The following is a 24,837-nucleotide window of genomic DNA, read 5'->3' on the forward strand; positions in this document are numbered from 1 at the left end:
GATGTATAATAATGATATATTACAACAAAAAGAGCCAAATCGCAATGGGATTTGGCGTAATTGAGCGAATATTATTTATTTGAATTTATTCTCTCTCTCCTCTTGCATCTGTTTGAATTTCATCTCTTGTACTAGTCTCAGGAAAGTCTTACAGGCATCCGGTGAAGGACTATTATTTAATATTAATGTATATCTATCAGTCTCTATTATTTCTGGTTTTGCATGTTGTTCTTCCATTTTCTCACTCCTTAATGACAATATGTCCATTTCATGCAAACAAATATCATTCAAAAACTTATTTGGATTTATATAAATCGTTATGGTATTCAGATATTCTTACTCTGATTCGAAGAAAATGGTATCTCTACGTTATTTGAATGTGATTCAGATAGCCCACTACCCAAACATCTTCGAAGGCTATATTTTTTGTATTTGCACTTAGCTAAATACATCCACAAAATAATCTTTTCGAAGGCCTAACTCGCATAACAATTTGTATATCGATTTTTTTAACAAACTCACCTTCACTAGTTTTGACATTCTTCTTTTTTGTTTATGTAATTATTTTTAGCTCTTGTTATAGTTGAAAGAAATGGCTTCAATTCTAAATTATTGTTGCTACCAACATTGAAAGTAATCAAGGGCATATTTTTTGTCTTATGAGATAAATTTGCTTGTACAGAACTATCAACATATGCAGACTCGAAACAAAATGCTCCTTCCTTATCAGTTTGTTCCGAGTCTGCATCACACAAGCAAATAGCCATTTATATTATTATTTATTGATTATTGTCAGTTACGAGAGAGCAGTATTATGCATGATTTCTCTTGTTTTGTGGGAATTTTTAAAAAACTACAAAACGTAACATCCATGTTCCCCTCATCTTGAATACATGTTGTGTATAAGATCTTTTGTCAGAAAGCCCTTAATGTTGAAGTATGTTTTTAAGTTAAAGCGATCAGCAATAATTTTCAAATCAGAGATAGTAATATCCTCATCATTTTGCACAAGTTGACTTGCAAGTTGTATCATCCCACTACGCTGTATCAATTTAGCAGTAAAAGATTTAATACCTAAATCCTCTCCGATTAACTTGATTCTTTTATAAATAACAAATCTATCTGTTGGTTTGTTTACATCTTCTCCATTTTTGGTAATAGAAGCTCTGACAACATAATCATTTTGAACTAGATCGTTAAAATTTCTCACATTGGAGGCTTCTGTCGACATATTTCCATTCTTTTTCATGTATTGCTTTTGATCTATTGCACCTCTTATAAGTTCCGTGGCACGATCACTTACTTTGATCGTCCTCTCAGTAAACTTCGATGGATATCCATTCTCATCAACCTCAAGGCTATTAATAAGAAGTAGAGTATTTTTTTCAAAGTCACAATCACTAACCTTCAAATTCCCAATTTCTGAAACTTGTTTTCCAGATAAACCTTCAAATAGTAGACGAAAAATCACAGCATCTTGATAATTAGCACATTGATCTTCATACTTACGAAGCTGTTTTTCAGTTATATACTCTTCTTTATCAGTTATATACTTATCAAAATCGTCCGAACTTAATTCTCTTAGAGGATTCTTATCTACAAGCCCTTGTTGTATACTCCAATTTAAATAACTTGAGATTATTCGTCCATAGGATTCAATAGTATGTCGATTGTTTGCTTTGAAATCATACAGTATCTTTTCTAATTCCTCTAATGAGAATTTATTTACATCTTTTCCTAGAGATTCTTCATAAGCAAGTGTATTATAAAAAATCCTAGAATAATATCTAATTGTTCCTTCATTATTTGTAACAGATTTAAGAAATTCATTTTTTACTTCAGGATTAAATAAAGAAATGTTATTTTCTTTTTTCATAAATTTTTTCACTCCCAAAATTCACTTCATCACTAGTTTTCCATAAAAGCAAAAAATAATAAAACCTCCACGTAAATTTCTTTGCTCATATTAGCTCCACCTCCATCAAACAATCTTTATTCCCTTGTAGATTATATTTGCTTTACAACAACTTGTACGATATCTATTGTGTTTAAATCTCCTTGCACTCTCAGCTATTGTATTTTGACATTGTTCACATACATATACATGCGCCTTACCCTTAAGCTTCATGACTCCTGTTTTTACAACACCTAATCTCTTTAATTCTTTCTCAAAATAAGGATCACCATCATTGTATGGTTTCTCCATCATAAAACAAGCATAATGGACTAACTCATGTTTTAAAACATCTATTACTTCATTTTCAGTGTAATTAAAAAATAGTTTTTTTGATAATTCGATTCGAACAGCTTTTGTACTTTCATATTGCTTTTTTCTAAATATTGTTCTCCCAAGTGCTCTAGATAACCTACCATTTAACTGGATAGGTATATCCAAATGCAATCCATATTCTTCTTGAAGAAAATCGTTTGCAATTTGAGTCATTCTGTTTATCGTCATTGTCAAACATATCTCCCCCAATTTAACATTTCATCTCGTTAATTATATCATTATTTTTTGCTTTTTTGCTAAATAGAACCTTCCGAAGCTAAAAGAATCTCAAGGACAAACTAAATAGTTTGTTAAGCAAATTACACAATGTACAAAATGTTTTATATCAAATCTGACTCCCTTTATGACAGTTTTTGGAGCGGAAAACAGCATACAGCGATGACTATCTATAAATGTATGATGAAAATCGTTAGGTAAAACATCTATATCTACCATCTTCCGATTAAAAGAGTCTTATTTCTTCCAGATAGGACTTTTTTTATTTTTTGTAATAAGAATGTAATTAAAATATAACATTATCTACTATAAATAATACATTATAATGCTTTTATCTGCGAAAATGGAGTGAACATGGTGAATTTTAGAGAACTTAAGCATAGTGCAAGACAATCTTTAACAGGAAAATGGGGCTTAGCAATTGTTTCCATACTGTTATACAATTTTTTAAGTTCGCCTTTTGATTTTGTACTTACACCATTTTATTATTTTTATCAAATTGTAGAGCCAAAGTTGTATGAAAACAGCGAGATATTCAGTATATTAGTTTCCCAACTAAACATCATCCAAGATCCAAAATCATGGGGTGAATGGATTGATAATATAGATATAATTTGGTCTCTATTAGTCGGGGGAGGATTATATCTCGGATGTAATCAAATTTTTTTAGCAATTATAAGAAACAAAATAACCATAACTTCAGACTTATTTACTTATTTTCGATCTGTTAAGCTTTTTATTAGAGGCATTTGGTCTGTGATACTTCCCACGATCTATATCGTTTTGTGGTCGCTATTACTCCTTGTCCCTGGAATTATAAAAGGTTTATCTTATGCCATGACTAACTATATTCTTATTGACCATCCAAACTTGTCCGTAAATGAAGCAATCACTCACAGCCGTCATATAATGCATGGTCATAAATGGAGATTTTTCTTACTTAATTTATCTTTTATAGGATGGGGCTTATTATGTATTCCTACCCTAGGAATTGGCTTTATATGGCTTATTCCATATATGGAAGCTACATTTGCAACATTTTATTTAGATTTATTAGATAAGAATGAATCATCCTCTATTGAAATCAAAGATGTACTCTCATAAAGTATTATGAAAATAAATCATTCGATCAACATCTGCATGCAAAATCCAACTATTCCACTGTATGTCCTAATTATAATAAAAGAAATAAACATTCCGAAATAACCCCAAAGATATGTTCATCTTGGGGTTATTTATATTCATTCATTTTATCTTCAACAACTCCAACTACGGATATGATTAGTTACCAATTATATCCTACACGTCGTAGCTATAGAAGTCTTCTCGGATAATTCCACTTTTTTGTAACCCTTTATTCAAAATCATAAATAATTTACTATTACTAGGGAAAATAAGCTTCAAGAACAGTCACTACTATATAAAAGAAGCTTCTCAGCGTTAATTTAGGGGTCAGTTGTTTTACTATCTTTTCGTTTATAACATATATGGCTAGAAAGCTATGTAACAGATAAGATTCGTTGATGCTGTACAGTCATTTTAGGGAAATAAACTTTACAATGACAATCCTTTTTTATTAATACCTATTAACAATAACAATTCATTTATTTTTTGGTAATCAGGGGTTTTTGGAAGTTGAGATTTTTCAAATGTGACTTTCAACTGATTATCATACACTTCAACCATCATCATTGTATTCTATATATAATAACGTATCGAAATCTTCTGTTGAAAAAATAGAAGAGAGAGCTAGATTCAAGGATAAAAAAGATGACATAGTTTTATCTGTTTTGTTGTACGGTACTTTATATCCATTTTGTTCTAACAAACCTTGCTCATATATCATCAACCTTTTTTACGCTGAATCATTCAAATGTTCTTAAATTTCATCATAAACGAGTCTTATTATCTACCGTTCTATTCTGTTTGATAATTAGCTATTGAGGCATCTTGTATGAAGAATTGGAAAAAGAGGAATAGAGCACGGACGAACAAAAAATAGAAAAGTTATTAATTTGATAGCCATGCTATAAAGGAGGATTATTTAGAGGATTGTTTAGATGTTTGGTCAATATGTTTTTTTATTTTGCAGTTATTCGAGCTGATAATAATGTTATATACAATATCGTTATTACGTTCGGCCACTGCTATTTCCTAAAATTTTCTTTTTGCGATCTCACCTAAAATAAAAAAAGAAATTTCCCCTTTTATCCCCCTCATCTATGCTTATTTTAAAGACTTAATAAAAAAGAAGTAAACAATCCTTTTTGCTTTTGATTCTCTGTAAGTAATCTATAATGTATGTTATAGGGGTACTTATGACCATTTGAAAAGCGAAAAATTCACAGGGGCGGGTGAGCACTCCAACTCCCACACTCGGAGTTAAAATCCAGCTTCATTTTAATCCCCATAAGCTTTTCTTCCTCATTCCTTAAATAATCACCCAAAACTGCCTAAAGTATACGGTTTTTACACACGATAAAAACACCTCAATAAAGCACATTTCCAAATAACAAAACCATCTCACTTAACACCTGTTCTGTTAATTCAACAAATAAAAACCCCTTAATAGACGGTATTTTTTCGTCTATATAAGAAGTTTCAATTCACCAAAATTCATTTTATCATTCAAATGTGCTCTATTAACATATTATTGTGGATTCTCACTCTCCTCTATTTTTGATTGAAGATGCTCAAAGTTGTACAAATAATACATAAACAAAACCTAAAATAGCCGACGTTAATTCAATCATAAGAAAAATAACCTCGCTATGAATTCTCTATTTGTCAGCATAACCAGCCATATAAACCTCTTAAAACACTACCATCTTTCAAGCCCTTTATTAAATCTCTAATCAATATTAAAAACTCACTGTTATCATCAAAATGTCCTGCCGTTCAACCCAACATTTGTAGGTTTTTTCAACATTCCTTTATATACATAGTATATTAATATTTTAGAATACGGTAAACTATTGAAAGTAAAATAAAGAATTTTTGCATGTAAATCATATCCTTCGGTGAGTCGAAAAAGCATAAAAAAGCAGCTTCTTCTTTTCAGTACAAACCTCTTCGTTGCTAGAAATATCTTATGAATGCTTGACAATTACATGCGAAAAAATAAGGGAGAAATCAGTGACATGGGTCGAGTATTTAAAATTGGTTGTGTTGGGTTGATTGTAGTTGCTATAGTTGTTTGCATTTTAGTTGTTATTATTGGAGATGACAACACCCCAACTACCACAAATACCAACATCACACCAAGAATTGGAGACACAGTGATAAATGGAGGTTTGGAATTTACTATTTTAAGTATATCTACCCAATCCTCGTTTAAAAGCCTCGCGCTAGGCACTATGGTTAAACCTAGATTAGGTCAAAACTTCTTGGTATTAGATATCCAGATAAAAAACATTAGTGAACAAACAGTATACCCGTTGAACTCAGATATGACGGTACTAAAGGACAAATCTGGTAATGTATACCTCTCAAGTCAAGATATTTCGCTTGATAATGGAGAATCAATTTTTTTCAACCAGCAAATCCACCCTAATTCCATCATGAAGGGAAGAATTGCTTTTGATGTTCCTCCAGTCGCATCCGATACATTTACCTTAGAGGTAAAAGATTATCCTTATAATAATAGTAAACCAAAGAAAATCCTGTTAAAAAAATAAGCAGCGTTCAGTAAGACACAACTTATTTTTCAGAATACACTACATAGGAATAAAAAGTTATCAACCATTCTCACGCAAAAAAACGGCATTTAGTCTTTCCACTACCTATTGGTCTATCTGGAACAGTTAGAAGAGAACCGAACTTCCTAGTCTGTATTAATGGTAAGTGGGGAATTCTCGAAATCATAAGTGATTTCAGCCACCAGTCTTCCACTGCTGATGCAAATCGAACACGCTGGTTTCAAAACCATTTAGTACATATTCAAGAGTATGATGAGAAAGATTGCAAGTCAAATCCTAATAAAATTGTTAATGAATTTCTTAATTGGTTGTCAAGGTTAAAATAATTAGATAGTTAAAACAGTCTTTTATATTTTTCTGAACCACACTTTAATATTCTTAATTATCCTCTATAATAAAGTTAAGGAATATCAAAGCTAGGTCACTATCCTGATTGGGGAAATAAATGATTGAGGAACTTACCGTCTTTGAGGGTTGGTCTAAGAAAATGCTGGAGTCACTGACTGAGGCTGTCGTCTATCACATGGCATCCTCAGCAGATCTTGAACACTACACCCCTGAACTCTTGGAAATGCTTCTCTTTCAAATTGAGATGGACACACCAATGCCGCTCATCAGTCCGGGAGATCTCCTAATCACCTTTGACCATAAACCCACTTGGGTCGAATTGGAAGAGATGATCCGCGATGATCTAGTTGACTTTGGGCGTAATGTCCTTCAGTTCCTTTTCAAGGACTTTCTCGAAAAGAAGGGATTGCCGGATGAACTTGTTCTGGCAAAGTTGAAGAAGAAGCTACCAGTTCTCTTCGACAACTAAATATTCGGCAACACTTGATCCCAAGGTAACCTTCCTTCGATGATCCTTGGGTACGCTTCTGCGGACTTTGTATCGGCTGGATCTGGATTCATTCAATAGATCCAGCCGATCACCATTTCATCTCACTGGTAGAGTAGATAAAACTCCCTAGACGAGAGTTTTATCTTCGATCTTTTTATCTATATTTATGAGTACTTTCACACCCCCCTCCCCCTTAGACCCCCTCAGCGCCTGATTACAATTCCCTTTTCACGTTAGTCAGAATAGGTAGAATTTGGTGTATAATTAACATATAACAACTAACTTTTTTATGAGGGGAGGAAATCGTTTGGACATTACAAAGTTAAGAAAATCCCAACAAATTGAATTTATCAATGGAGATGGTTATTATGTGGGAGCTACATTAACTGGATTCCTTCATGGCCCTGATTTTGCTGATGAACTAACTAGACTCCTAGAGGAAAAACAGAGTGAAAACACATTCGCTGAAATACATCAAATTAAAAAATATTCAGATGAACATGGTTTCATAATTATCTTTAATTTATACAACTAACTGAAATTGGCAGTTTTTATCCTTTTAAAATTTTTTAAATGAGGTGTTAATAGTGATAGATGAAGATAAATTATTGGAATGGCTTGCGAATCAGATTAAGGATCAGGACGAAAAGGCAGCGGAATATTCCGAATCTGGTGACATGGATAGGTTTTTAACTTGTATTGGTGCTTCTAACGTATTATCTTTTCTTACTTATCAGATTATGATAGGTACTTTCAAAAAGTAAATATTAGGGGTCGATCTTGTGAAAGTTCTGGCTTGTAATTTGTAATCGTATCAGGCTATGACTTGACTTGTTCAAGTTTGGCAAGGTCTCGGAGTGTCCCTACCCCTGTGGGACGCACTCCCCATATCTTAATAATACAAGTCAATTAAGCCCCTCCTATTTCGTTCATCTAATAACAATCCAATAAATACATCACCTATACACAGTGTTAAAATTGTATAGGTGATTATTATGTACATTTCTCCCCTGTTACTCCACAGAACAGATAAACCATCCAACAACCATGATGATATATGTGAATTAAAAATAGATGGAATCAGACTTCTTCTCTCTACTGTCGATGGAAAAATCTGTGTTACGTATACTCAAGGTAAGCCTTGCTTTGAGTCAACCTCGAATGCTCTTTCTTTGTGTCTGTTAGGGAAGTGGTACCTCTTTCCACTTATTTGTGTTATCTGAATTTTGGTTGTTTATATCATTATACGTTAACTCATGGGAATACTTCCCCACAGTTACTAGCCAAGGACTGGTTTCATTTTGCTTTCTGACACGTACCTTATAAGTAACTTCTGTATCTGGTACATAAATGTAAAAATCTTTTTTCAACTTTTCTTGCTTACCATATTGAAGTACTAATACACTTTTGGGGACTACATTATTTAAATTTGTTTCCGAATGTTCAATCTCGAATCCAGTAAAATCTTTATATCGGTTATCTACCAATTTGCAGATGAACGTATTGAGGATGGAGTTAGAGAGATCAAGGAAGAACTTGGTATTGATGTTCCGTTTAAAAAACTACGATCATTGGGAATAAGACAGACTCCTCCAACTGCTATATCTATATAATTTGGTCTGTCAAAAGGATAAAGATCGGGTGATTTTTTCTGTAGTAACATTGTCCTGTTTTCGCTATTAATTACAATACAAGTGAAGACTCGATGCCATAAGCTTTCCTTGTGTGTTTCTTCTTTTGAAGCCTGTCCAACATGTTCGTATTGATCAGAAAAAATATCAATAATTTCGCTTCCCATGTTCCACATTAAACTCCTTGCGACTGTTTTTTTTGGATCAAATCTAAAATTTTTTATCCTCTTGAAATGACCCAAGGATCGCTAAGGGGAAGATTGAATCCAGTAACTGATTCAGAAAAATCCCTGAAAGCATCAGCATAAACTCCCTCATATGCTAATTCAGGATTTTTTTCTGTAACTCTGCCAATTCTTTAGCCCATTGGTCATAAGTAGAATCAGGTATTATTGAAGTGTTCATTCTGTAATACAGAAAAGAATGAATTAGGATTTGCCGACGGCGACGATTAATTAATTCCAGTACGGAATTATGCATTTAAATGTCCTCCAAATTAATAATCGTTCTTTCTAAGTTTATTTAAGTTCAAGTGAATAACCAGAGGATTTTTCGTGGAGTAAAACACGAATATCTGGATACCAAGGCATTAACCGTTCAGCTTCAGCAACATTCAACCATTTAATTTGTTTTATGCTTGAATCGTTGTTTTCTTCTTTTCCACCCACAATATTTGCACGAAATGTAAAAAACAAAACATGTTCTTCTTCTGTTATCTGCTCGTTTACATTTACCAAATCAGTTACTTCAATATCTAAGCCAGTCTCCTCTTTTGTTTCTCTTATTATTGCATGCACTAGAGATTCATTTTCCTCTCTTTTACCACCTGCTAGACTCCATGAATTCACATTTTCCACCATAAGAACCTTCTCTGTTTCCTGATCAAAAACAAGCGCATAAACAACATCTAATCGTCTTTTTTTCATTAGTTAGATCCTGCCTTTTCTAAAATACTCAATCCAATTTCATACTAATTGTTGAATTCTGATCGCAACAATCCATACACTACCGAATCACAATAAGTTCCATTTTGTACTGTAACTTTTCTTAAAACTCCTTCTTGAACAAATCCCAATCTTTTTGGTATAGCACGACTTTTCACGTTTGATGTCATAGGAGCGGTATTAAAAGAAGCAGGACAACCTCGTCTTAAAAGAAATTCACGAAAGAGTTTGCTCTAAGTTGGAAACGGATATTAAAATGGCTAATTTCCGAAATAATATTATAACTAGGCTGTAAAAAGCAATGAGAAAATATCCAGAGCAAGTCACGGATACTATCAATACAAATCCACTTGATAAAATGCTGATTTTATCAAGTAGCAAACCTGCTCTATTAAGCAGGTTTTGATTTTCTAATTAGTATTAAAATCGATTTATTTGGTCGTTTATTTCAAGGGGCTTATGTTGGATAAAATTCGAGCATAATAAATCAATATGAATTCTCTTTCTTATGTCTAATCCTTTGTTCTTCTATATTATGATAAGAATTAGTATAAATTTGATTATCAACATTTAATGAATCTGATATATTATGCCATTCGGCTTTCTTATCCAAATAGTGAAAATGGTATGTTATAAAACGATTATACTTTTCCCTAACTTCTTTAACGTAAATATAACCGGAGATAGGCTCACTAAGGGTAGTGGAAATTTCAAACATAAAAAGAGCTACATTTAATGGTTTCATGGATACAACAAAAGCATAAATCGGAATTTCAATAGAAAACACTTCACCGTAAGAAATAGTTTTCGGAGTAGAGGTGAGTATATCGTTTGAACTAATGTCTGTAGGTTTTGAGCCTGCGGATACATCAATGGTTAAAATTTCTACGTTATATATATGTACCTGAACCGCTTTGACATTAGTAAAATGAAGATATACTTTATCTATACGATTTTCTTTATTTACATTTACGCTAGTTTTCAATTTAGGCTTTAGTGCTTCTTTTTCTTTTCTTCTTGCTTCTTCTTCTTTTTTTCTTGCTTCTTCCATTTGCTCTATAGCTAGTTGAGTTTGTTGTAAACTAGCATCTGTTTGTTGCTGAGAATATTTTGTTTGTTTCCATAAAAACCACACTGTTATCAAAGTTACTATTCCGCTAAACCACTGACCTAACATTGCCCACAATTCAACGTTTACCCAACCATTTAATAAAATCCAAGTATGAATACTTTGAAACATTAACTCACACTCCATTTGAGTTTATAATATTGTCTGCTGGGTTTATCATTTATGTATATTTCAGTAATTCATGCTTTACACCATGTTTATTTTTAATTTTATATAAATTCATAATATCAAAAAAAGTTGTTGAAGCGAAATAATTAGAAGCTTAATAAACAAAAAGGAAAATTTGTACTTATGAAGAATCATTGTATCAATGGAGGTTTTTCTACATGGTATTTAAGAGAATTAACGACGATTTTGGAAACTTCGAAATAGATGACTTTGAAAAAGAACGCAGTCTTTCTATTCACATGAGCATGGTCGAGGATTTCAATAATGAACTGGATGAGGCATATAAAAGGGAGTGTAATGAAGAATATAGAAGAATGATTCAAGAGGAATTTGAGGAAGAGCAAGAAAACTTATATATGAATGATTATAAGGAGTATTCTTTTGATTCTATTCCTGAAAATGAAAAATCTCACTATATCTTTAATAAACAGAAAAACACAGTAATTAAGCTTTCAAATGAACTAATTGAAACTTTCGACAAAATAAAGCAAGATATATTTGTTTCTGATGTAGTTGCAATGATGCTGAACTACAAAAGACTGGCTGATCCGGAAAGTATTTAGTAGCATGCACTTTCTTGGCTACCAACCTCCCTTTTCAGATGAACAACTAAATTTACTAGAAGAGTACTCTGTCCAAGCGGATACGATCTAACTAATCGAATGTGGGCGCATGTTGAATTCGGAAAAAACTTGACATAATTGACCTCAATATCCAAAAAATAAAAAGCGAGAGAACTCCTCGCTTTATTCAATCAAATATTCGTTTACTTTTATCTGGAGGAAAAGAGAAAACATCATCAAATGGTTCAAATCCTTCAGGCTCCCAATTTTCTTCGGGATAACCATCTCTTCAAATAACTCTCTTAAATACCTTATAACCTCTTCCCATTTAGAAAACTCAATCGATTGATAAGACGCTTTCCCTTCACATGCAATCCATTTTTCATTGGGCAACTGAGTTGCAAACCATTCTGCATCTGTTGGTATAGTAAAAATGTAAAAAGAAGAATGATCTATTAACTTATTCCAATTATTGAAGCCTCGACTTTTGACTAAGCAGCCATTCAAAATTAAAGTCCCATTATTGGGACTTCTCATTTTCCTTTAATCTTCGGTAATTCGATATCAATCTTAATTCTTCTTGAGCCTTTCGTAAATTTTCTTCTTTACTAATATGGTATGTTAATGGTGGATTTCCTGGATAATAATTAATTTCGATCATATCATTTTCAAATTCAGGAATTGGCAGACTCCATAGTTCATACACTACCTCGACAATATCTTCGAAACTGCAAACAAATTCAAAACCACAATATCCAACACATATCCTAAACCATGTCAAAGAATTATCTGTTTCGCGATCTCGATAAAACCTAGCAGCTTTTTCAGGATAGCCAAGTACAAGACCTAGCTGATATTCAAACTCTGGTGTGCTACGATCAAGATCTTCAATACTTATTAGAAAATGATCTTTTATTTGCTGATTAAGAAAGTATATATGTTGACACGTTCTGCCTAAATCCATATGAAGGATGTGAGGATGTTTATTTAACTGGTCTTGTACATCCTTAGAAAATATTTCGTCAACGATACAAATAACAGCTGGTTTATATCCTTTTAGAAAAGAAGTCAATGGATTTAGTTCCTCTTCCAAAAAACATCTCCTCCTCTTTAAATCCATCATCATTTTTATTCATAATGTAATTCATCATTTCTATTATTTCTTTTGTGTCTACTTTTAGAGTTCTTGCCAAATCTCTGATTTGACACCATCTATTATGAGACTGGATAGATTCTGAAGATTCCACTTTACCAAAAATCATGTCTAAACCTTGTTCTTCCATGATTTGAACAATCATTTTTGATTTGTACACTCTGCCTCCCAAACAAAATCTACTACTTGCCATAGTAACCTCTTATATCTCTCTTGTTTTTCCAAATAATTGAGTAAATAACGAATAAAACTTTCTGTTCGTTTATCTAAATCTATAAGATAGGAATCGTCTAAATCATAAAACAACGAGTAATCTATTTGAATTAATTGAAACATGACAGTCGATTCCTGTGGACTATTATTATACGTTTATATAGATAAATCCTTTAAAATTGGAATCTGTCGGAAACTATTTTGAGAATAATTTCTTTAACAGCTTCATATAATACAGTTCGTCCATTACGCTTCCCAACATACAACAAACAGTTCTTGCCAACACTAAACCACTTTTAATCCTGCCGATGACATAAACATCTGATGGGTTATTTTTTTAGTGTAGACTGAAGGAAACAAAGAGTAATCATCCGATTACTCTTTACATATCAATTTAATCTGGGAAAGCTTGTTTCAATTTTTCCATTCTCAATTTTTTTAATGTTTCTCTTCGTTTTTCACCGCCACAAGCTTTACACCTTCCACCTTCTCGAAAGGTTCTCAATCTGGTATAGGAGATTCTTCCACATGAACATCTATACTTAAACCGATGTAATATTCCTTTGTACTCACTCAATAGCTCACAACCTGCCTGAGCTAGTTCTTTAGCGATCTCATTATGGGAATGTCTTGAATCTTCAATCCAACATTCTTTACACCGCTTCCCAGAATCAAATTGGTTCCATGAAGCAGACCATTTGTGTCCTCTTGGACATGTCAAAGGGACTTTCGTCCTATTATTAATATAATGGTCATCCTCTATTTTATATCCTTCTGATTCTAATGCTTGCTTAAATTTTTCATACATCTCTTCCCTATGTTGTTTTCTTGGTTTATTTTTTCTAATTGCTTTTTGTACTGATACTTGTTTGTCCACTCCAGCAAGATAACATTGTTTACATCGCTTCCCTTGACGAATATTATCCCATGTCGCCCACCATTCATGACCGTTTGGACAACTCATTTGGAGTTTTGTTCGATTGTTAACATAAACATCTGACTGAACAATATACCCTTCTTCTGATAGCAATTCTTTAATTTTAATTAACTGCTTCTCGCGAAAATTGTCATCATATTTCCCTGTTTTTTTTGGCATTGCATTTCCTCTCTTCTAACTTAACTACTATAGAGGGATTAATTAGTTTTTTATAATTGTTATGAAATAGTAGTATTATCATATCAAATTAATATAACCAGTAGTTCACTAAATATAAGGATTTTAAGGCTTTAGGGGTCTAGTACAGCTTATCATTTATTTGGTTCATTTACGAATTACCACTCCATCAGGAGTCTCTACAGGTGAACCTATGATAGTATTGACATCTACCATATCCCTGAGGTTTTCCATCGCTGTTTGCATTAAGCCTTGAATAGGATGTTCGTTTGACACTTTATATCCTCCTTCATGATCAAACTACCCTTATAATGAAATCAGACTTAGCATTTCCCAATGGCTAAAGAATATTCAGATGCAAATTAGTCATGAATTTTCATATTTATGGGTACAAAAATTTAATTCGAACGATTATAATTTGTTTATCAAATACATTACAATCAAGGGAGCAATGTAACAATGAAAATAAGATTTAGTTTTACGTTTCGAGAGCATAAAGTCACACAAAACATCGAAAGTTACAATATCCCATCAAGATTAAAAATCAAATGCATCAAAGTTTACTGAAATATTACTTTCTCATTCATATCTGGTAACCCGCTCAAGGGTAAGTTTATCAAATGGGTATATTTACTGCTTTGTACATAATTAAGTTGGAAAGCTTACTACTAACAGTTTCATGGAACTTTCTTAGTGTATAGCTAAAGGTTATATCTGCCAAACAGTCACGGGAATAAACCTTTTACAGTAAAAGAAGAACCGCTCGATCCTGGTTTAAACGTAAGCGTTTTGTTTTCGTCTTTCACTTTTAAATTCTTCAGGAGAAGAATGTTTTCGCATATTTACCTAGTAATTCAAAAAAACAAGTTCATCAGTTTTAAAAAATGCTTTTGGTCATCTTTGTAATATAATGGATGATTTTTTGATGAGAGCTGTGCTAAAACTCATTATATCTGCTTCCGTGGATTGGTGTTGATCGTACTTTCATCATAACCACGGTTTTATGATGTATTTTTCTGTTTAATTGCGAAGATTAACACAACAAACTCTAATAAAAATCTGATATTATATAGGTAAGGATGAACCATTGATTTGATGTAAGTATTTTAGACTATATATCCATTGAAACAGAAAGGAAAACATCTATGAAAACATTGACCATACTCTGTGAAGCTAATCCTAAAACTGATAAGGAACACTTCATCCAATTATATAAGGAAGCGTTTTTACCAGAATCTATTAAGATCAATGGGGTTGTGAAGATTCAATATTGTGAGGTTAATCCAGTAGAATCAGAGCTGTTCCAAGTTACTTTGGGAAATGATATTTTCTTTAGTATTACAGCTTATTTCCCAACTACTGAAGCTATCGAGGCTATGATAACTGACGAAAGGAGTAGTGAGTTGATTTCTGTATTTAACTCACTAGGGGTAAAATCTCACTGGTTTATAGGTGTTGAAGATACTGTAACCCGGTATCATTTCTAAATTAGAATAAGGGTGTGAAGAATATTTATCGACATATGGTTATTCCCACTCCAGAAATTATTAAAAAGCTTTACATTCCATTTGATTTTCAAGAATGTGAATTTGGAGTAGAAGCAGAAAAACACATGAATGATTGGGTAAGATATTTTGGTTTTTTTGATAATTTTGAAGATGAGCGGAAGTTTCAATCATATGGCTATAGTTGGTTAATGGTTTACGCCTATCCAAATGCTGGCAAGGAAGAGCAATTTATTGTTTCTGATTGGAATGCATGGCTTTTTTTACTTGATGATTTGAATGATACTTCAGAAATCGGACAAGACTATACGAAGCTTCGCCACCGCTTTGATTATTTATTGCAACTATTAATAGATCGAACCATACTATCGAGAGAAGCACAAGATCCTATCGCTGAATCAATGTGCGAACTTTGGAGTCGGATTTGTAAACATCAACCAGATATTCAATGGCAAGAACGATTTATAGATGGTATGAAGGGATATTTTGATGCTTGTGTCTGGGAATCCCGAAATCGCCAGTTTCATATTATCCCTTCCCAAGAAGATTATATACGCAATCGATATTATTCTGGTTGCGTATATCCTTCCATGGATTTAGGAGATATCACAGAAAAGATGAACGTCCCCAATGAAATCAAAAATCATCCTATTTTAAGTGAAATGACAGATTTAACTGTCATGCACATTACCCTCTGTAATGATCTCTTCTCACATGGTAAAGAGATCCTACAAGAAGAAGTTCATCACAACTTGGTTTTACAAATTGTTCAACAGAATCAAGTCACTGTTGAAGATGCTGTTAACCAAGTAATTGAACGGGTAAATAGAATGGTAGAACGGTTTTTGGTTTTAAAGCAAGAGATACCTATTCTTGGAACAAAGACGGATCAAGATGTAAATAAATATGTAGGACTTTTACAAACTTGGATTAGAGGACATGTCGACTGGGTGGGAAAAAAGTCTCAAAGATATATAATAACTCGCGGTGCTAGTTAAATTTCCTAAAAAAGTTCACATAATCATTGCACAACCACTTCATTTAGAATAAGTGATTTGCTTTGTCTGCCGTTTTTTCTCTTCCTTTCGTTACAATTCAGCCTAAATACTATGTTCGAACTTAGGAAGAGATTTTCTGTCCTCCACCCGTTATGCGGGTGGTTTTTTGTTGCGCACACTTGTCTGCATAACTGGATGAATCCATACTCAAAATCATATTACTATGAATATGCTAGCAGGTTCTTTTACATTACATATTATTCATTCTCTGTGTTGAAATGATATGCGATTTTTTATTACTTTTTTTTAATCTGAACCGCAAAAGCAAAAGAAAACGCACTGCAATTCCAAACGTAAACGAAAATTCAGCTTCAAATGATGTATTTAACATCGCCTGTTGAAAACAAGGAGTTACTTCTATTTGAGGTCTGCTATCCCATTGAATATAATGACTAATAAACCCGAGTACTGTTGTCTTTACTCCCCATATCACACCAGTTAATACACCAGCCTCTGCTGCATCTCCTGTCCCTACATTTGTCTCCCAATCCCATTTCGTACAATGGACACGACTCATAAAGCCCTTTACACTCTCTTGAAAATATCTAACTCGATGTAATAAATCTTCATAATTCTCATACCAGAGCTCAATTTTTTCTTTGTTGATGAATGTATCTTCTGCTTTTTTTTCTGTAGAGGTCTCTTTGTTACTTTCTACTTTCACACCCTTATCTATATTTTTGAAATCAAGTGTTGGAATAGATATACGATACCGAAGAAGCCCTCCCAGAGCCTTCACTTTAAGTTCCCCTTTATCTTGTTTATCTGTTCGCACGTAATAAATCTCAATTTTAATTTTAGAATAATAAACCAACAATCCTAATCCCAATACTAGTATCAGAATAAACATTACCATTTGTATCTCACACCAATTTTAAAATAAATAAAAAAAGATCCTATATCTAGGATCGGCAAAAATTGGCAGGAATATTCTTTCGTGACAAATCTATTTCTTACAAGCAAGTGGACAGTTTTTGCATTTGACATCCGATGCACTCGGCAACATAAAATATAAGCAACATTTATTGCGTACAGCACCTTCACAGAAATCTGCAAATGGATTTTCCGACAATTGAAATAAGCTGCCATCTGCTTCTTTCGTTAAATAAATAAAATTCTTATATGCCTCTGGTGTTTTAATCTTATTCAAACAGGTCCAAGCAATATAAATGTAGGTATTTTCCCATAGTAAATCCATTTTAATGCCCGTAAGTTTGGAAATAGAAGTCCATAATGGAACCAAGTGTTCAGCAAAATAATGCTGAATATAACGATCCAATTGTTTTTTGGAACAATGTTTTACCTGATATCTTAATGTACTTTCTTGGATAATAAGCTCTAACTCACTTGTCTGATAGTTGAATTCAATAAAATCCCGGTCTTTTTGAATCGAAGGAAATTCCCCACTTATTAACAATTGGTTAAGACTTAAAGAAAATAAATAAGAGCTATACCGTTTTGAAAATTGAGAAGCAGCTACAATGGTAGAAGGTGCCTTTAGGATAGAGGTTACTTCCATTAAAAATGTTTGAAGAACATCGAGTTTCCACAATTTATCTAGATGTATCGTTTTTGTTTGTTGTAAAGAGGCTAATGTCTCCATCATATCGATTCCCTTATAATTAATTGATAATGATATTTATTATCAATTGTAACGAGCAATATTCATTTCGTCAACATTTTCAAAAAAGAAAAAATTAGGCTATTTATCTGTGTATTATGTATGCTGAAAAATAAAAAAAAGACCCTTTTTCGGGTCATGGTTTTATGTATATTCATGCTGACTTTATTTTTAGATCCAGTATTTCTTTTTCTTGCTGAAGAGATCGTTTCGTTAATATATCCATCATCTCATCCTGTTTTGTTATCTTTTCCACAATTATTTCCATATTATGACCTAACTCGGAAGAAGACCCTTTAAGCATTATCATTTTTTCATCGAATGAACCGACCTTTGCATTTGTAGAACCAACAATCTGCAATAACTGTGTTATCATCTTCTCATTTCGCTCTTGGTTCTGTTTTAACTGAATGATATCTTCTTTTACTCCACAAATGGCCTCTTTCACTGCGCTTAATTCCTTCAAAATGATATCCTTATTGTTTACCATGGGAACCTCCTCGTATTCTCGCACCTGTTGTTTGATTATAGCGAAAACAAGAAACAATTTCCACTATTATTTGGTTATTTTTCCAAATTTTCGCCAGAAAACGCGTTCCCTTGACATAAATCAATTATTCTAAATTACTCTCTACTTCTGATTCTACTCCTAATCGATCATATAAATTTTTTCGATCTTCTTCCCATTCTTGCCAATGAAATATCGATTCTGGAGAAGGCAATTCATCAATTTTATTCAACCCAAAGTACTGTAAAAATTGGCGGCTTGTACCAAAGAGGATAGGTCTTCCTGGGCCTTCTGCTCTGCCAACTTGTCGAATTAACTCTTTTCTCTCCAATTGCTGAATGATACGATCGCTTTTAACGCCACGAATCTCTTCAATCTCAACACGAGTTACTGGTTGTCGATACGCGATGATAGCGAGCACTTCAATAGCTGCACGCGATAATCTTGCTCTAGTTGGGGCTTGCGCCATTTTTTGAATATAAGGTGTATGTTCTGGAAGAGTATTCATTTGGTAAGTTCCAGCGACTTGTGTCAGTTGTACCCCTCGATGGTCCAGTTTCCATTCCAATTGCATCTCATTTAACAGCAGTTGTATTTCTTGCTTTGGTAGTTCTGTAATTTGCGTTAGTTCTTTTATATTTACTCCATCTACACCAGCAGCAAAAATAATCCCTTCCAATATACTCTTCCATGCTTTTGCTTCCATCAAACATTCTCCTTTGTTTGATCTAGCCGAATACATATGTCCGAAAATAATTCTATTTGTATACAAGTTAGCGGTTTGGTTTTCATCAACTCTAAGATAGCGAGAAATGTAGTAATTAATCTTTCACGAGTAATACTATCTGCCTCTACTAATTTAGAAAACCAAAGTTCACCTTTATGTATTAACTCCTGATAAATTTGATCCATCCGATCACTTACTGATATTTCTTCTCTTGCCAATTTTGTTAAGGGCTGCTCAACCTCTTTTTGTTGTTCCAGTAAAGCGAATAATGCTTTCCATAAATCTTCAGGATCTAAACCTTGTAGTGGGTTTTGAGTAGGAGTATAAGGCGTTAAATCCATAGGCTGTCGAGAATAAACCCTATTTTGTTCAATCTCTCGCTCCTCTAGTTGATCCCCTAGTCGTTTAAATTGTTTATAGACTAATAAGCGTTCAATCAGCTCTTCCCTAGGATCTAACCATTCCTGTGTATCAGACTCTCGTTCTTCCTCTTTTAAAGTAGGAGGTAACAACATTCTACTTTTTAAAGATAATAGTGTGGCTGCCATCACCATAAACTCACTTGCGATTTCCATATTCCATGCTTTTGCATCATTCAAAACAGTAAGATATTGATCCGTAATGGTAGAAATAGACACCTCATAGATGTCTACTTCTGCTTTATCAATTAAATGTAGTAACAGATCAAAAGGACCTTCAAAAGCATCTAGTTTTATTTGTAGCGTTGTAATTTACATCACAGCCTTTATTGCCTTTTGTAAATTTGCCATCTCAATGGCATTCACTGCAATTTCATGTCCTTTATTTCCAGCTTTTGTCCCTGCACGTTCAATTGCCTGTTCGATATTATTTACTGTCAAAATCCCAAATAGAACTGGCAATTGGTACTTTGTGCTTGCAGCAGCAACCCCTTTGGCAACCTCTTTACATACATAATCATAATGAGTGGTTGCTCCACGAATTACTGTTCCAAGCGTGATCACAGCATCATAACGACCTGTTGCAGCTAGCTGTTCTGCGATCAGTGGGATTTCAAATGCACCTGGAACCCAAGCAATATCGATATGCTGTGAGTCAGCTCCATGTCGATAAAGTGCATCTTGTGCACCTGTGAGTAGTTTTTGCGTAATAAATTCATTAAAACGACTGACAACAACAGCAAACCGTAAACCTTCTGCTACTAGCTTTCCTTCTAATAAATTAGCCATATTTCTTCTACCTCTTTACGTTTTATAGATGAAGGAGATGTCCAAGTTTTTCTTTCTTGGTCTCCATATATCTTTTGTTATGTTCTCCTGTTGGAAGCTGGATAGGTACTGTTTCCACTATTTCAATACCATGTTCATCCAATCCTTTGATTTTCCTTGGATTATTGGTAATTAATTTGATTTTTGTCGCTTTCAAATCTTTAAGCATCTGCGCACATAAATCATATGTCCTTAAATCATCAGCAAATCCCAAGCGTAGATTTGCCTCTACTGTGTCATATCCTTCTTCTTGTAGTTTATAAGCCAGTAGCTTGTTAAGAAGACCAATTCCTCTTCCCTCTTGTCTCATATAGAGAACAATTCCTGAACCTGTTTCTTCAATTTGATGCAGAGCTGCATGAAGTTGTGGACCACAATCGCATCTTCTAGAACCAAATACATCACCAGTTAAACACTCTGAGTGAATCCGAACCAAAATAGGCTCATCTGGATTAATTTCGCCTTTTACAATGGCAACATGCTCTTTATTATCGACTGTATTCGAATAACCTACCATCTTAAAATCTCCATAATCGGTGGGCAGTTGAATAGAGACAACGCGTTCTACTAGTGGTTCAGCCGCACGGCGATATTGGATCAAATCTTGAATGGAGATCATTTTTAATTGATGCTTTTGAGAGAAAGTAGCGAGCTGTGGTAATCTTGCCATGCTACCATCTTCATTCAATACTTCACAGATCACTCCTGCCGGTGTACCTCCTGCCAATCTAGCTAAATCCAATGCAGCTTCTGTGTGACCTGCGCGTCCCAATACACCTTCAGGGTTAGCAATCAATGGGAAAATATGACCAGGTCTACGAAAATGAAATGCTTTCTTTGTGGGATCACACAACGCACGAATGGTGGTTGCTCGTTCTGCAGCTGAAATACCTGTTGTCACTTCATCCGCATCTACTGATACAGTAAATGCTGTTCCATGTCGCTCTGTATTTGATGTAACCATTGGTGTCAGCTCTAATTCGTCTGCTCTTTCTTTGGAAATCGAAGCACAGACCAATCCTCGTCCATGAGTCACCATAAAATTGATGATCTCAGGTGTAACTTTATCAGCAAGACATATCAGGTCTCCTTCATTTTCACGATCTTGTGCATCTACTACAATCACCATGCGTCCAGCTCGTAAATCTTCAAGTGCTTCTTCTACAGTATGAAACATCTCTCTACTCCTTCCAGATTAAAAGCCGTACTTTGCTAGTTTTTCTTTATCTAATACTTGTTCTTTTTCTTCAGTTCTTCTCCATTTAAATAAATACTTTCCAATAATATCGCATTCTATATTTACTAATTCTCCAACTTGGAGCACTTTAAATTGAGTTTGATTAAGGGTGTGGGGAATGAGAGATACAGCAAATGTATCTTGGATAACTTCTGTTAAGGTTAGACTTACCCCATTAATGGCAATAGAACCAGTTTCAACTAATAGTGCAGCAACTTCTGGAGTGGATTGGAATTGAAAATATGTAGCACTTCCATTATCTAACCGTTCCAGTACCGTTGCCACTCCATCTACATGGCCCTGCACAATATGTCCTCCTAATCGATCTGAAGCCTTCATTGCACGTTCTAAATTCACTACAGTAGATGAACGATAGTTTGCCAAGCCACTTTTCCGAACTGTTTCCGCCATTATATCTGCAACAAAAAATCCTTGTCCCATCTCTGTTACAGTCAGACAAACACCGTTCACAGCAATACTGTCTCCTATGTTGGTGTTTTCTAGGACTCTAGAGCAAGAAATAGTTAACTCCATTCCGTCCCCACTCTGCAAAATCTGTACAACACGACCAACTTCCTCAATAAGTCCTGTAAAAATAATGCTTTCCTCCTTAAGCAGTGGGGTAACCGATGATGCATAAATCCTCGCCATACTGCTTCCAAGATACTTGGTGGAGTGGTATTGCCTCTGCCATTTTATCTGGTCCCTCTCCTCCTATAGAGCTAGGACTTTTTACACCTCCCAACAATTTCGGAGCAAGAAAAGTAATAAATTTATTTACATGATTCCCTCTTAACATGGCAGCATTTACTTCACTTCCACCCTCTACCAACAAGGATAGTATTCCTTTACTTCCAAGTATCTTTAACATCTGTTCTATACTTACTCTTGAATCAGAACCAGTTGAAAATACTTGAACACCAGCTTCTTGAAAAGCAGCCTCTTTAAAAGGATCTTTGGCATCCGTCGTAAAAATCCAGGTAGGAGCTTTCGTCGTGTTTAATATTTTTGCCGTAAGTGGTATTCGTAAAGTGCTGTCTAAAATAATGCGAACTGGATGGATACCATTTCCTTCCGGCAGTCGAGTCGTCAGCTCTGGATCATCTGCGATTACTGTGTTTGCCCCCACTAAAATTGCATCTTGCTCGTGGCGAAGTTGATGTACAATTGCTCTCGATTCTACACCAGTAATCCATCTACTATCACCGTTTTTGGTAGCAATTTTTCCATCTAACGTCGTTGCCGTCTTTAGTGTAACAAAAGGTTTTCCTGTTTTTCTATGATGAAAATAAGCTTCATTCAACTGTAAACATTCTTGTTTGTTTACTCCTTCTAAAACTTCAATTCCTGCTTCTTTTAATCTAGCAATTCCTTTTCCTGCCACTAATGAATCTGGATCACCAGAACCTATGACTACACGTTTTACACCACATTCAATAATCTTCTCCGTACAGGGCGGTGTACGTCCAAAGTGATTGCAAGGCTCAAGGGTTACGTATATCGTACTTCCTTTCGCTTCATCTGCCGCCATATGTAGTGCATGTACTTCTGCATGAGGAGTTCCTGCTTTTAGATGGGCACCTGTTCCAAGTAAACGGTTATCTTTTACTACAACTGCACCTACCATAGGATTTGGTGAAGTTTGTCCAGTCGTTGCTTTTGCTAATTGAATAGCCAAATTCATCCAGTGTTCATGAATTCCCACCTGATACCTCCTAATTTACGACTTATACAAAAAAACGACCAAACTAGTGTTTTGGTCGAGGTTTAACTTGCATGCCGAATGAACCTTTATGTTTGTTCAAACAAAAAAGGTTCGTTCTATCCCTCTCCCATCCAGACTATACTGTCGGCTTTGGATTTTCACCAAATCCACCGCAGAATACGAAACGATTCTGCGGGTCACGGGCTTAGGCCTCATGGCACCTCACCGCCGGTTGGGAATTTCACCCTACCCCGAAGGACACTATATATATCTTATATTCGAAATTATTGACATCGTAACACAAACATATCGTACTAATCAATAGTTAGTCGCTAACCCCAATTTTTCGATGTCGCCATATACAATAGGACTGTGAAAAATAGAGAAATAATGGTAGTATGCAGCAACGCTGCAAGTAATTGTCCACCACTTAAAACCACAATAATACCTGATACTGCTTGTAGTGTTATCAAAATAAAGCCTAACGAAGCTATCTTCTTGAGTTGTATTCTATCTTGGTATTTTACCAAAATGACAAAAAGTAATACCAACATCAAAATCCACAATGAAAATGCTGCATACCGATGGAGTACTTGAATACCAGCTGGTGTAGAAAGACTGGGCAACAACTGAGGTCCACATAAAGGAACATTGTACCCGCAAGCCATTGTAGCATCTGCATGACGCACTAGAGCACCAGAATATACGACGATATACGTATAGATGACATACAGCCAAAGAAATATGCTGAACTTCTTCCCTACAGGAAAACGAGTAGGTTGATTCTCTTTCATCAGTCGAGTTAGTTCAATATTGAGCAATACAACACTAGCAAAAGAAACCAAAGAAAACCCAAAATGAAGTGCTAGAGCTGCATTTCTTTCGAATTCTCCTTGAAAAACAACGGTAAGTGCTCCAAGAGCTCCTTGCAACACTACAAAAAACAAACTATAAAATGCTAACCAACGAATTCTTTTCTCTTTCCAGAAGGAAATCCAGCACCAGATTGTAAGAAATAAAATAAGGAAACCAACCCCTCCAGAAACAATCCGATGACTATATTCGATGACAGTAGCAACAGATACATTACTTGGTATGAGTTGTCCTTGGCAAACCGGCCAACTATTTCCACAGCCTTGTCCAGATTCGGTAATGGTAACGATGGAACCATGGATGAGCATAAGATAAGCCCCAAATACTGTTAGCCAAGTGAGAACACGTAAATATCGATATTGTTTATGCACGTGAATAGACCCTCCCTATCCAATTACA

General features: G+C 34.4%; 30 protein-coding genes, 1 pseudogene and 1 riboswitch. Of the genes and pseudogenes, 8 read left to right on the forward strand and 23 right to left on the reverse strand.

What is annotated here, in order from left to right; translation table 11 throughout:
* Positions 1-75 precede the first annotated feature (75 nt).
* The 3 genes from AC5WOE_RS05115 to AC5WOE_RS05125 form a co-directional block, all read right to left on the reverse strand.
* Positions 76-237 (reverse strand): hypothetical protein, encoded by a 162-nt coding sequence (locus tag AC5WOE_RS05115; RefSeq protein WP_496049777.1) that lies wholly within the window; start codon positions 235-237, stop codon positions 76-78.
* A gap of 643 nt (positions 238-880) precedes the next feature.
* Positions 881-1,876 carry a phage lytic cycle repressor MrpR family protein gene (locus AC5WOE_RS05120; RefSeq protein WP_496052070.1) on the reverse strand — a complete coding sequence of 332 codons (996 nt, stop codon included), beginning with the start codon at positions 1,874-1,876 and terminating at the stop codon, positions 881-883.
* Positions 1,877-1,981: 105 nt separating this feature from the next.
* A complete protein-coding gene (locus AC5WOE_RS05125; protein ID WP_496049963.1) occupies positions 1,982-2,458 on the reverse strand; it encodes a SprT-like domain-containing protein in 477 nt (158 codons plus the stop codon).
* A 405-nt stretch (positions 2,459-2,863) separates the two neighbouring features.
* Here AC5WOE_RS05125 and AC5WOE_RS05130 point away from each other — a divergent pair, with 405 nt between their 5' ends.
* The 5 genes from AC5WOE_RS05130 (at position 2,864) to AC5WOE_RS05150 (ending at position 7,806) form a co-directional block, all read left to right on the forward strand.
* The gene (locus AC5WOE_RS05130) at positions 2,864-3,610 is read left to right on the forward strand and encodes a DUF975 family protein (RefSeq protein ID WP_496052071.1); all 747 of its coding nucleotides are present in this window, start codon (positions 2,864-2,866) and stop codon (positions 3,608-3,610) included.
* Positions 3,611-5,646: 2,036 nt separating this feature from the next.
* Positions 5,647-6,183, forward strand: a complete 537-nt coding sequence (locus tag AC5WOE_RS05135; RefSeq protein ID WP_496052072.1) for a DUF4352 domain-containing protein — start codon at positions 5,647-5,649, stop codon at positions 6,181-6,183.
* Between the two features lie 466 nt (positions 6,184-6,649).
* Positions 6,650-7,021: a hypothetical protein gene (locus AC5WOE_RS05140; RefSeq protein WP_496052073.1), complete on the forward strand. Its 372-nt coding sequence runs from the start codon at positions 6,650-6,652 to the stop codon at positions 7,019-7,021.
* A gap of 328 nt (positions 7,022-7,349) precedes the next feature.
* On the forward strand, positions 7,350-7,577 hold the full coding sequence (locus tag AC5WOE_RS05145; RefSeq protein ID WP_496049774.1) for a hypothetical protein: 228 nt from the start codon (positions 7,350-7,352) through the stop codon (positions 7,575-7,577).
* Positions 7,578-7,629: 52 nt separating this feature from the next.
* Positions 7,630-7,806 (forward strand): hypothetical protein, encoded by a 177-nt coding sequence (locus tag AC5WOE_RS05150; RefSeq protein WP_496049773.1) that lies wholly within the window; start codon positions 7,630-7,632, stop codon positions 7,804-7,806.
* 716 nt (positions 7,807-8,522) lie between these two features.
* Here the strand turns inward: AC5WOE_RS05150 and AC5WOE_RS05155 are convergent.
* The 4 genes from AC5WOE_RS05155 to AC5WOE_RS05170 form a co-directional block, all read right to left on the reverse strand.
* The gene (locus AC5WOE_RS05155) at positions 8,523-8,840 is read right to left on the reverse strand and encodes an NUDIX hydrolase (RefSeq protein ID WP_496052074.1); all 318 of its coding nucleotides are present in this window, start codon (positions 8,838-8,840) and stop codon (positions 8,523-8,525) included.
* Positions 8,841-8,994: 154 nt separating this feature from the next.
* Complete coding sequence (locus tag AC5WOE_RS05160; protein ID WP_496052075.1) at positions 8,995-9,153, reverse strand: DNA ligase LigA-related protein; 159 nt, start codon at positions 9,151-9,153, stop codon at positions 8,995-8,997.
* A 38-nt stretch (positions 9,154-9,191) separates the two neighbouring features.
* Positions 9,192-9,599, reverse strand: coding sequence for an NUDIX hydrolase (locus AC5WOE_RS05165; protein WP_496052076.1), 408 nt, complete (start codon positions 9,597-9,599; stop codon positions 9,192-9,194).
* Positions 9,600-10,104: 505 nt separating this feature from the next.
* A complete protein-coding gene (locus AC5WOE_RS05170) occupies positions 10,105-10,857 on the reverse strand; it encodes a hypothetical protein (protein WP_496049768.1) in 753 nt (250 codons plus the stop codon).
* 215 nt (positions 10,858-11,072) lie between these two features.
* On the opposite strand from AC5WOE_RS05170, the gene AC5WOE_RS05175 reads away from it, so the two are divergent.
* Positions 11,073-11,477: a hypothetical protein gene (locus tag AC5WOE_RS05175; protein ID WP_496052077.1), complete on the forward strand. Its 405-nt coding sequence runs from the start codon at positions 11,073-11,075 to the stop codon at positions 11,475-11,477.
* 183 nt (positions 11,478-11,660) lie between these two features.
* On the opposite strand, the gene AC5WOE_RS05180 is transcribed toward AC5WOE_RS05175, so the two are convergent.
* From AC5WOE_RS05180 to AC5WOE_RS05205, 6 genes and pseudogenes are all read right to left on the reverse strand, one after another.
* Positions 11,661-11,984, reverse strand: coding sequence for a hypothetical protein (locus AC5WOE_RS05180; protein ID WP_496052078.1), 324 nt, complete (start codon positions 11,982-11,984; stop codon positions 11,661-11,663).
* Between the two features lie 13 nt (positions 11,985-11,997).
* A complete protein-coding gene (locus AC5WOE_RS05185) occupies positions 11,998-12,570 on the reverse strand; it encodes a hypothetical protein (RefSeq protein WP_496052079.1) in 573 nt (190 codons plus the stop codon).
* On the reverse strand, positions 12,524-12,790 hold the full coding sequence (locus tag AC5WOE_RS05190) for a hypothetical protein (protein ID WP_496049764.1): 267 nt from the start codon (positions 12,788-12,790) through the stop codon (positions 12,524-12,526). Before AC5WOE_RS05190 ends, AC5WOE_RS05185 begins: the two co-directional genes overlap by 47 nt.
* On the reverse strand, positions 12,772-12,966 hold the full coding sequence (locus tag AC5WOE_RS05195) for a hypothetical protein (protein ID WP_496049763.1): 195 nt from the start codon (positions 12,964-12,966) through the stop codon (positions 12,772-12,774). The genes AC5WOE_RS05190 and AC5WOE_RS05195 overlap by 19 nt, the downstream gene beginning before the upstream one ends.
* Before the next feature lie 271 nt (positions 12,967-13,237).
* The gene (locus AC5WOE_RS05200) at positions 13,238-13,939 is read right to left on the reverse strand and encodes a hypothetical protein (protein WP_496049762.1); all 702 of its coding nucleotides are present in this window, start codon (positions 13,937-13,939) and stop codon (positions 13,238-13,240) included.
* A gap of 174 nt (positions 13,940-14,113) precedes the next feature.
* Positions 14,114-14,203 (reverse strand): annotated as a pseudogene (locus tag AC5WOE_RS05205) (sporulation protein YtfJ); the annotation flags it as partial.
* Positions 14,204-15,102: 899 nt separating this feature from the next.
* On the opposite strand from AC5WOE_RS05205, the gene AC5WOE_RS05210 reads away from it, so the two are divergent.
* Together AC5WOE_RS05210 and AC5WOE_RS05215 are read left to right on the forward strand one after the other, a co-directional pair.
* Positions 15,103-15,444: a hypothetical protein gene (locus AC5WOE_RS05210; RefSeq protein WP_496049761.1), complete on the forward strand. Its 342-nt coding sequence runs from the start codon at positions 15,103-15,105 to the stop codon at positions 15,442-15,444.
* 14 nt (positions 15,445-15,458) lie between these two features.
* On the forward strand, positions 15,459-16,460 hold the full coding sequence (locus AC5WOE_RS05215) for a terpene synthase family protein (RefSeq protein ID WP_496049760.1): 1,002 nt from the start codon (positions 15,459-15,461) through the stop codon (positions 16,458-16,460).
* Between the two features lie 250 nt (positions 16,461-16,710).
* Here the strand turns inward: AC5WOE_RS05215 and AC5WOE_RS05220 are convergent, their stop codons facing one another.
* The 10 genes from AC5WOE_RS05220 to AC5WOE_RS05265 form a co-directional block, all read right to left on the reverse strand.
* Positions 16,711-17,376, reverse strand: a complete 666-nt coding sequence (locus AC5WOE_RS05220; RefSeq protein ID WP_496049759.1) for a DUF2953 domain-containing protein — start codon at positions 17,374-17,376, stop codon at positions 16,711-16,713.
* A gap of 90 nt (positions 17,377-17,466) precedes the next feature.
* Positions 17,467-18,126 carry a hypothetical protein gene (locus tag AC5WOE_RS05225; protein ID WP_496049758.1) on the reverse strand — a complete coding sequence of 220 codons (660 nt, stop codon included), beginning with the start codon at positions 18,124-18,126 and terminating at the stop codon, positions 17,467-17,469.
* 169 nt (positions 18,127-18,295) lie between these two features.
* Positions 18,296-18,631: a hypothetical protein gene (locus AC5WOE_RS05230; RefSeq protein WP_496049757.1), complete on the reverse strand. Its 336-nt coding sequence runs from the start codon at positions 18,629-18,631 to the stop codon at positions 18,296-18,298.
* Between the two features lie 124 nt (positions 18,632-18,755).
* Positions 18,756-19,355, reverse strand: a complete 600-nt coding sequence (gene scpB / locus AC5WOE_RS05235; RefSeq protein WP_496049756.1) for an SMC-Scp complex subunit ScpB — start codon at positions 19,353-19,355, stop codon at positions 18,756-18,758.
* Entirely contained in the window at positions 19,355-20,107 is a 753-nt protein-coding gene (locus tag AC5WOE_RS05240) for a segregation and condensation protein A (protein ID WP_496052236.1), read from the reverse strand. The genes scpB and AC5WOE_RS05240 overlap by 1 nt, the downstream gene beginning before the upstream one ends.
* Complete coding sequence (gene ribH, locus AC5WOE_RS05245) at positions 20,108-20,584, reverse strand: 6,7-dimethyl-8-ribityllumazine synthase (protein ID WP_496049755.1); 477 nt, start codon at positions 20,582-20,584, stop codon at positions 20,108-20,110.
* 22 nt (positions 20,585-20,606) lie between these two features.
* Positions 20,607-21,800 carry a bifunctional 3,4-dihydroxy-2-butanone-4-phosphate synthase/GTP cyclohydrolase II gene (locus AC5WOE_RS05250; protein ID WP_496049754.1) on the reverse strand — a complete coding sequence of 398 codons (1,194 nt, stop codon included), beginning with the start codon at positions 21,798-21,800 and terminating at the stop codon, positions 20,607-20,609.
* Positions 21,801-21,818: 18 nt separating this feature from the next.
* Positions 21,819-22,511, reverse strand: a complete 693-nt coding sequence (gene ribE, locus AC5WOE_RS05255; RefSeq protein ID WP_496052080.1) for a riboflavin synthase — start codon at positions 22,509-22,511, stop codon at positions 21,819-21,821.
* On the reverse strand, positions 22,471-23,544 hold the full coding sequence (gene ribD, locus AC5WOE_RS05260; RefSeq protein WP_496049961.1) for a bifunctional diaminohydroxyphosphoribosylaminopyrimidine deaminase/5-amino-6-(5-phosphoribosylamino)uracil reductase RibD: 1,074 nt from the start codon (positions 23,542-23,544) through the stop codon (positions 22,471-22,473). Before ribD ends, ribE begins: the two co-directional genes overlap by 41 nt.
* 136 nt (positions 23,545-23,680) lie before the next feature.
* Positions 23,681-23,828: riboswitch (FMN riboswitch) on the reverse strand.
* Positions 23,829-23,897: 69 nt separating this feature from the next.
* Positions 23,898-24,809, reverse strand: a complete 912-nt coding sequence (locus AC5WOE_RS05265) for a COX15/CtaA family protein (RefSeq protein ID WP_496052081.1) — start codon at positions 24,807-24,809, stop codon at positions 23,898-23,900.
* Positions 24,810-24,837: the final 28 nt, after the last annotated feature.

Source organism: Shimazuella sp. NTD248, from assembly GCF_059510395.1.

Excerpts from the sequence above, each read along its gene's own strand:
- AC5WOE_RS05140 (WP_496052073.1), top strand. The coding sequence starts at position 6,650 with ATGATTGAGGAACTTACCGTCTTTGAGGGTTGGTCTAAGAAAATGCTG.
- AC5WOE_RS05250 (WP_496049754.1), bottom strand. The coding sequence starts at position 21,800 with ATGTTTCATACTGTAGAAGAAGCACTTGAAGATTTACGAGCTGGACGC.
- AC5WOE_RS05210 (WP_496049761.1), top strand. The coding sequence starts at position 15,103 with ATGAAAACATTGACCATACTCTGTGAAGCTAATCCTAAAACTGATAAG.
- AC5WOE_RS05165 (WP_496052076.1), bottom strand. The coding sequence starts at position 9,599 with ATGAAAAAAAGACGATTAGATGTTGTTTATGCGCTTGTTTTTGATCAG.
- AC5WOE_RS05125 (WP_496049963.1), bottom strand. The coding sequence starts at position 2,458 with ATGACGATAAACAGAATGACTCAAATTGCAAACGATTTTCTTCAAGAA.
- AC5WOE_RS05170 (WP_496049768.1), bottom strand. The coding sequence starts at position 10,857 with ATGTTTCAAAGTATTCATACTTGGATTTTATTAAATGGTTGGGTAAAC.
- ribE (WP_496052080.1), bottom strand. The coding sequence starts at position 22,511 with ATGGCGAGGATTTATGCATCATCGGTTACCCCACTGCTTAAGGAGGAA.
- ribH (WP_496049755.1), bottom strand. The coding sequence starts at position 20,584 with ATGGCTAATTTATTAGAAGGAAAGCTAGTAGCAGAAGGTTTACGGTTT.
- AC5WOE_RS05195 (WP_496049763.1), bottom strand. The coding sequence starts at position 12,966 with ATGTTTCAATTAATTCAAATAGATTACTCGTTGTTTTATGATTTAGAC.
- AC5WOE_RS05120 (WP_496052070.1), bottom strand. The coding sequence starts at position 1,876 with ATGAAAAAAGAAAATAACATTTCTTTATTTAATCCTGAAGTAAAAAAT.
- AC5WOE_RS05175 (WP_496052077.1), top strand. The coding sequence starts at position 11,073 with ATGGTATTTAAGAGAATTAACGACGATTTTGGAAACTTCGAAATAGAT.
- AC5WOE_RS05155 (WP_496052074.1), bottom strand. The coding sequence starts at position 8,840 with ATGGGAAGCGAAATTATTGATATTTTTTCTGATCAATACGAACATGTT.
- AC5WOE_RS05135 (WP_496052072.1), top strand. The coding sequence starts at position 5,647 with ATGGGTCGAGTATTTAAAATTGGTTGTGTTGGGTTGATTGTAGTTGCT.
- AC5WOE_RS05160 (WP_496052075.1), bottom strand. The coding sequence starts at position 9,153 with ATGCATAATTCCGTACTGGAATTAATTAATCGTCGCCGTCGGCAAATC.
- AC5WOE_RS05230 (WP_496049757.1), bottom strand. The coding sequence starts at position 18,631 with ATGGTAAACAATAAGGATATCATTTTGAAGGAATTAAGCGCAGTGAAA.
- scpB (WP_496049756.1), bottom strand. The coding sequence starts at position 19,355 with ATGGAAGCAAAAGCATGGAAGAGTATATTGGAAGGGATTATTTTTGCT.
- AC5WOE_RS05220 (WP_496049759.1), bottom strand. The coding sequence starts at position 17,376 with ATGGTAATGTTTATTCTGATACTAGTATTGGGATTAGGATTGTTGGTT.
- AC5WOE_RS05225 (WP_496049758.1), bottom strand. The coding sequence starts at position 18,126 with ATGATGGAGACATTAGCCTCTTTACAACAAACAAAAACGATACATCTA.
- ribD (WP_496049961.1), bottom strand. The coding sequence starts at position 23,544 with ATGAATTTGGCTATTCAATTAGCAAAAGCAACGACTGGACAAACTTCA.
- AC5WOE_RS05200 (WP_496049762.1), bottom strand. The coding sequence starts at position 13,939 with ATGCCAAAAAAAACAGGGAAATATGATGACAATTTTCGCGAGAAGCAG.
- AC5WOE_RS05115 (WP_496049777.1), bottom strand. The coding sequence starts at position 237 with ATGGAAGAACAACATGCAAAACCAGAAATAATAGAGACTGATAGATAT.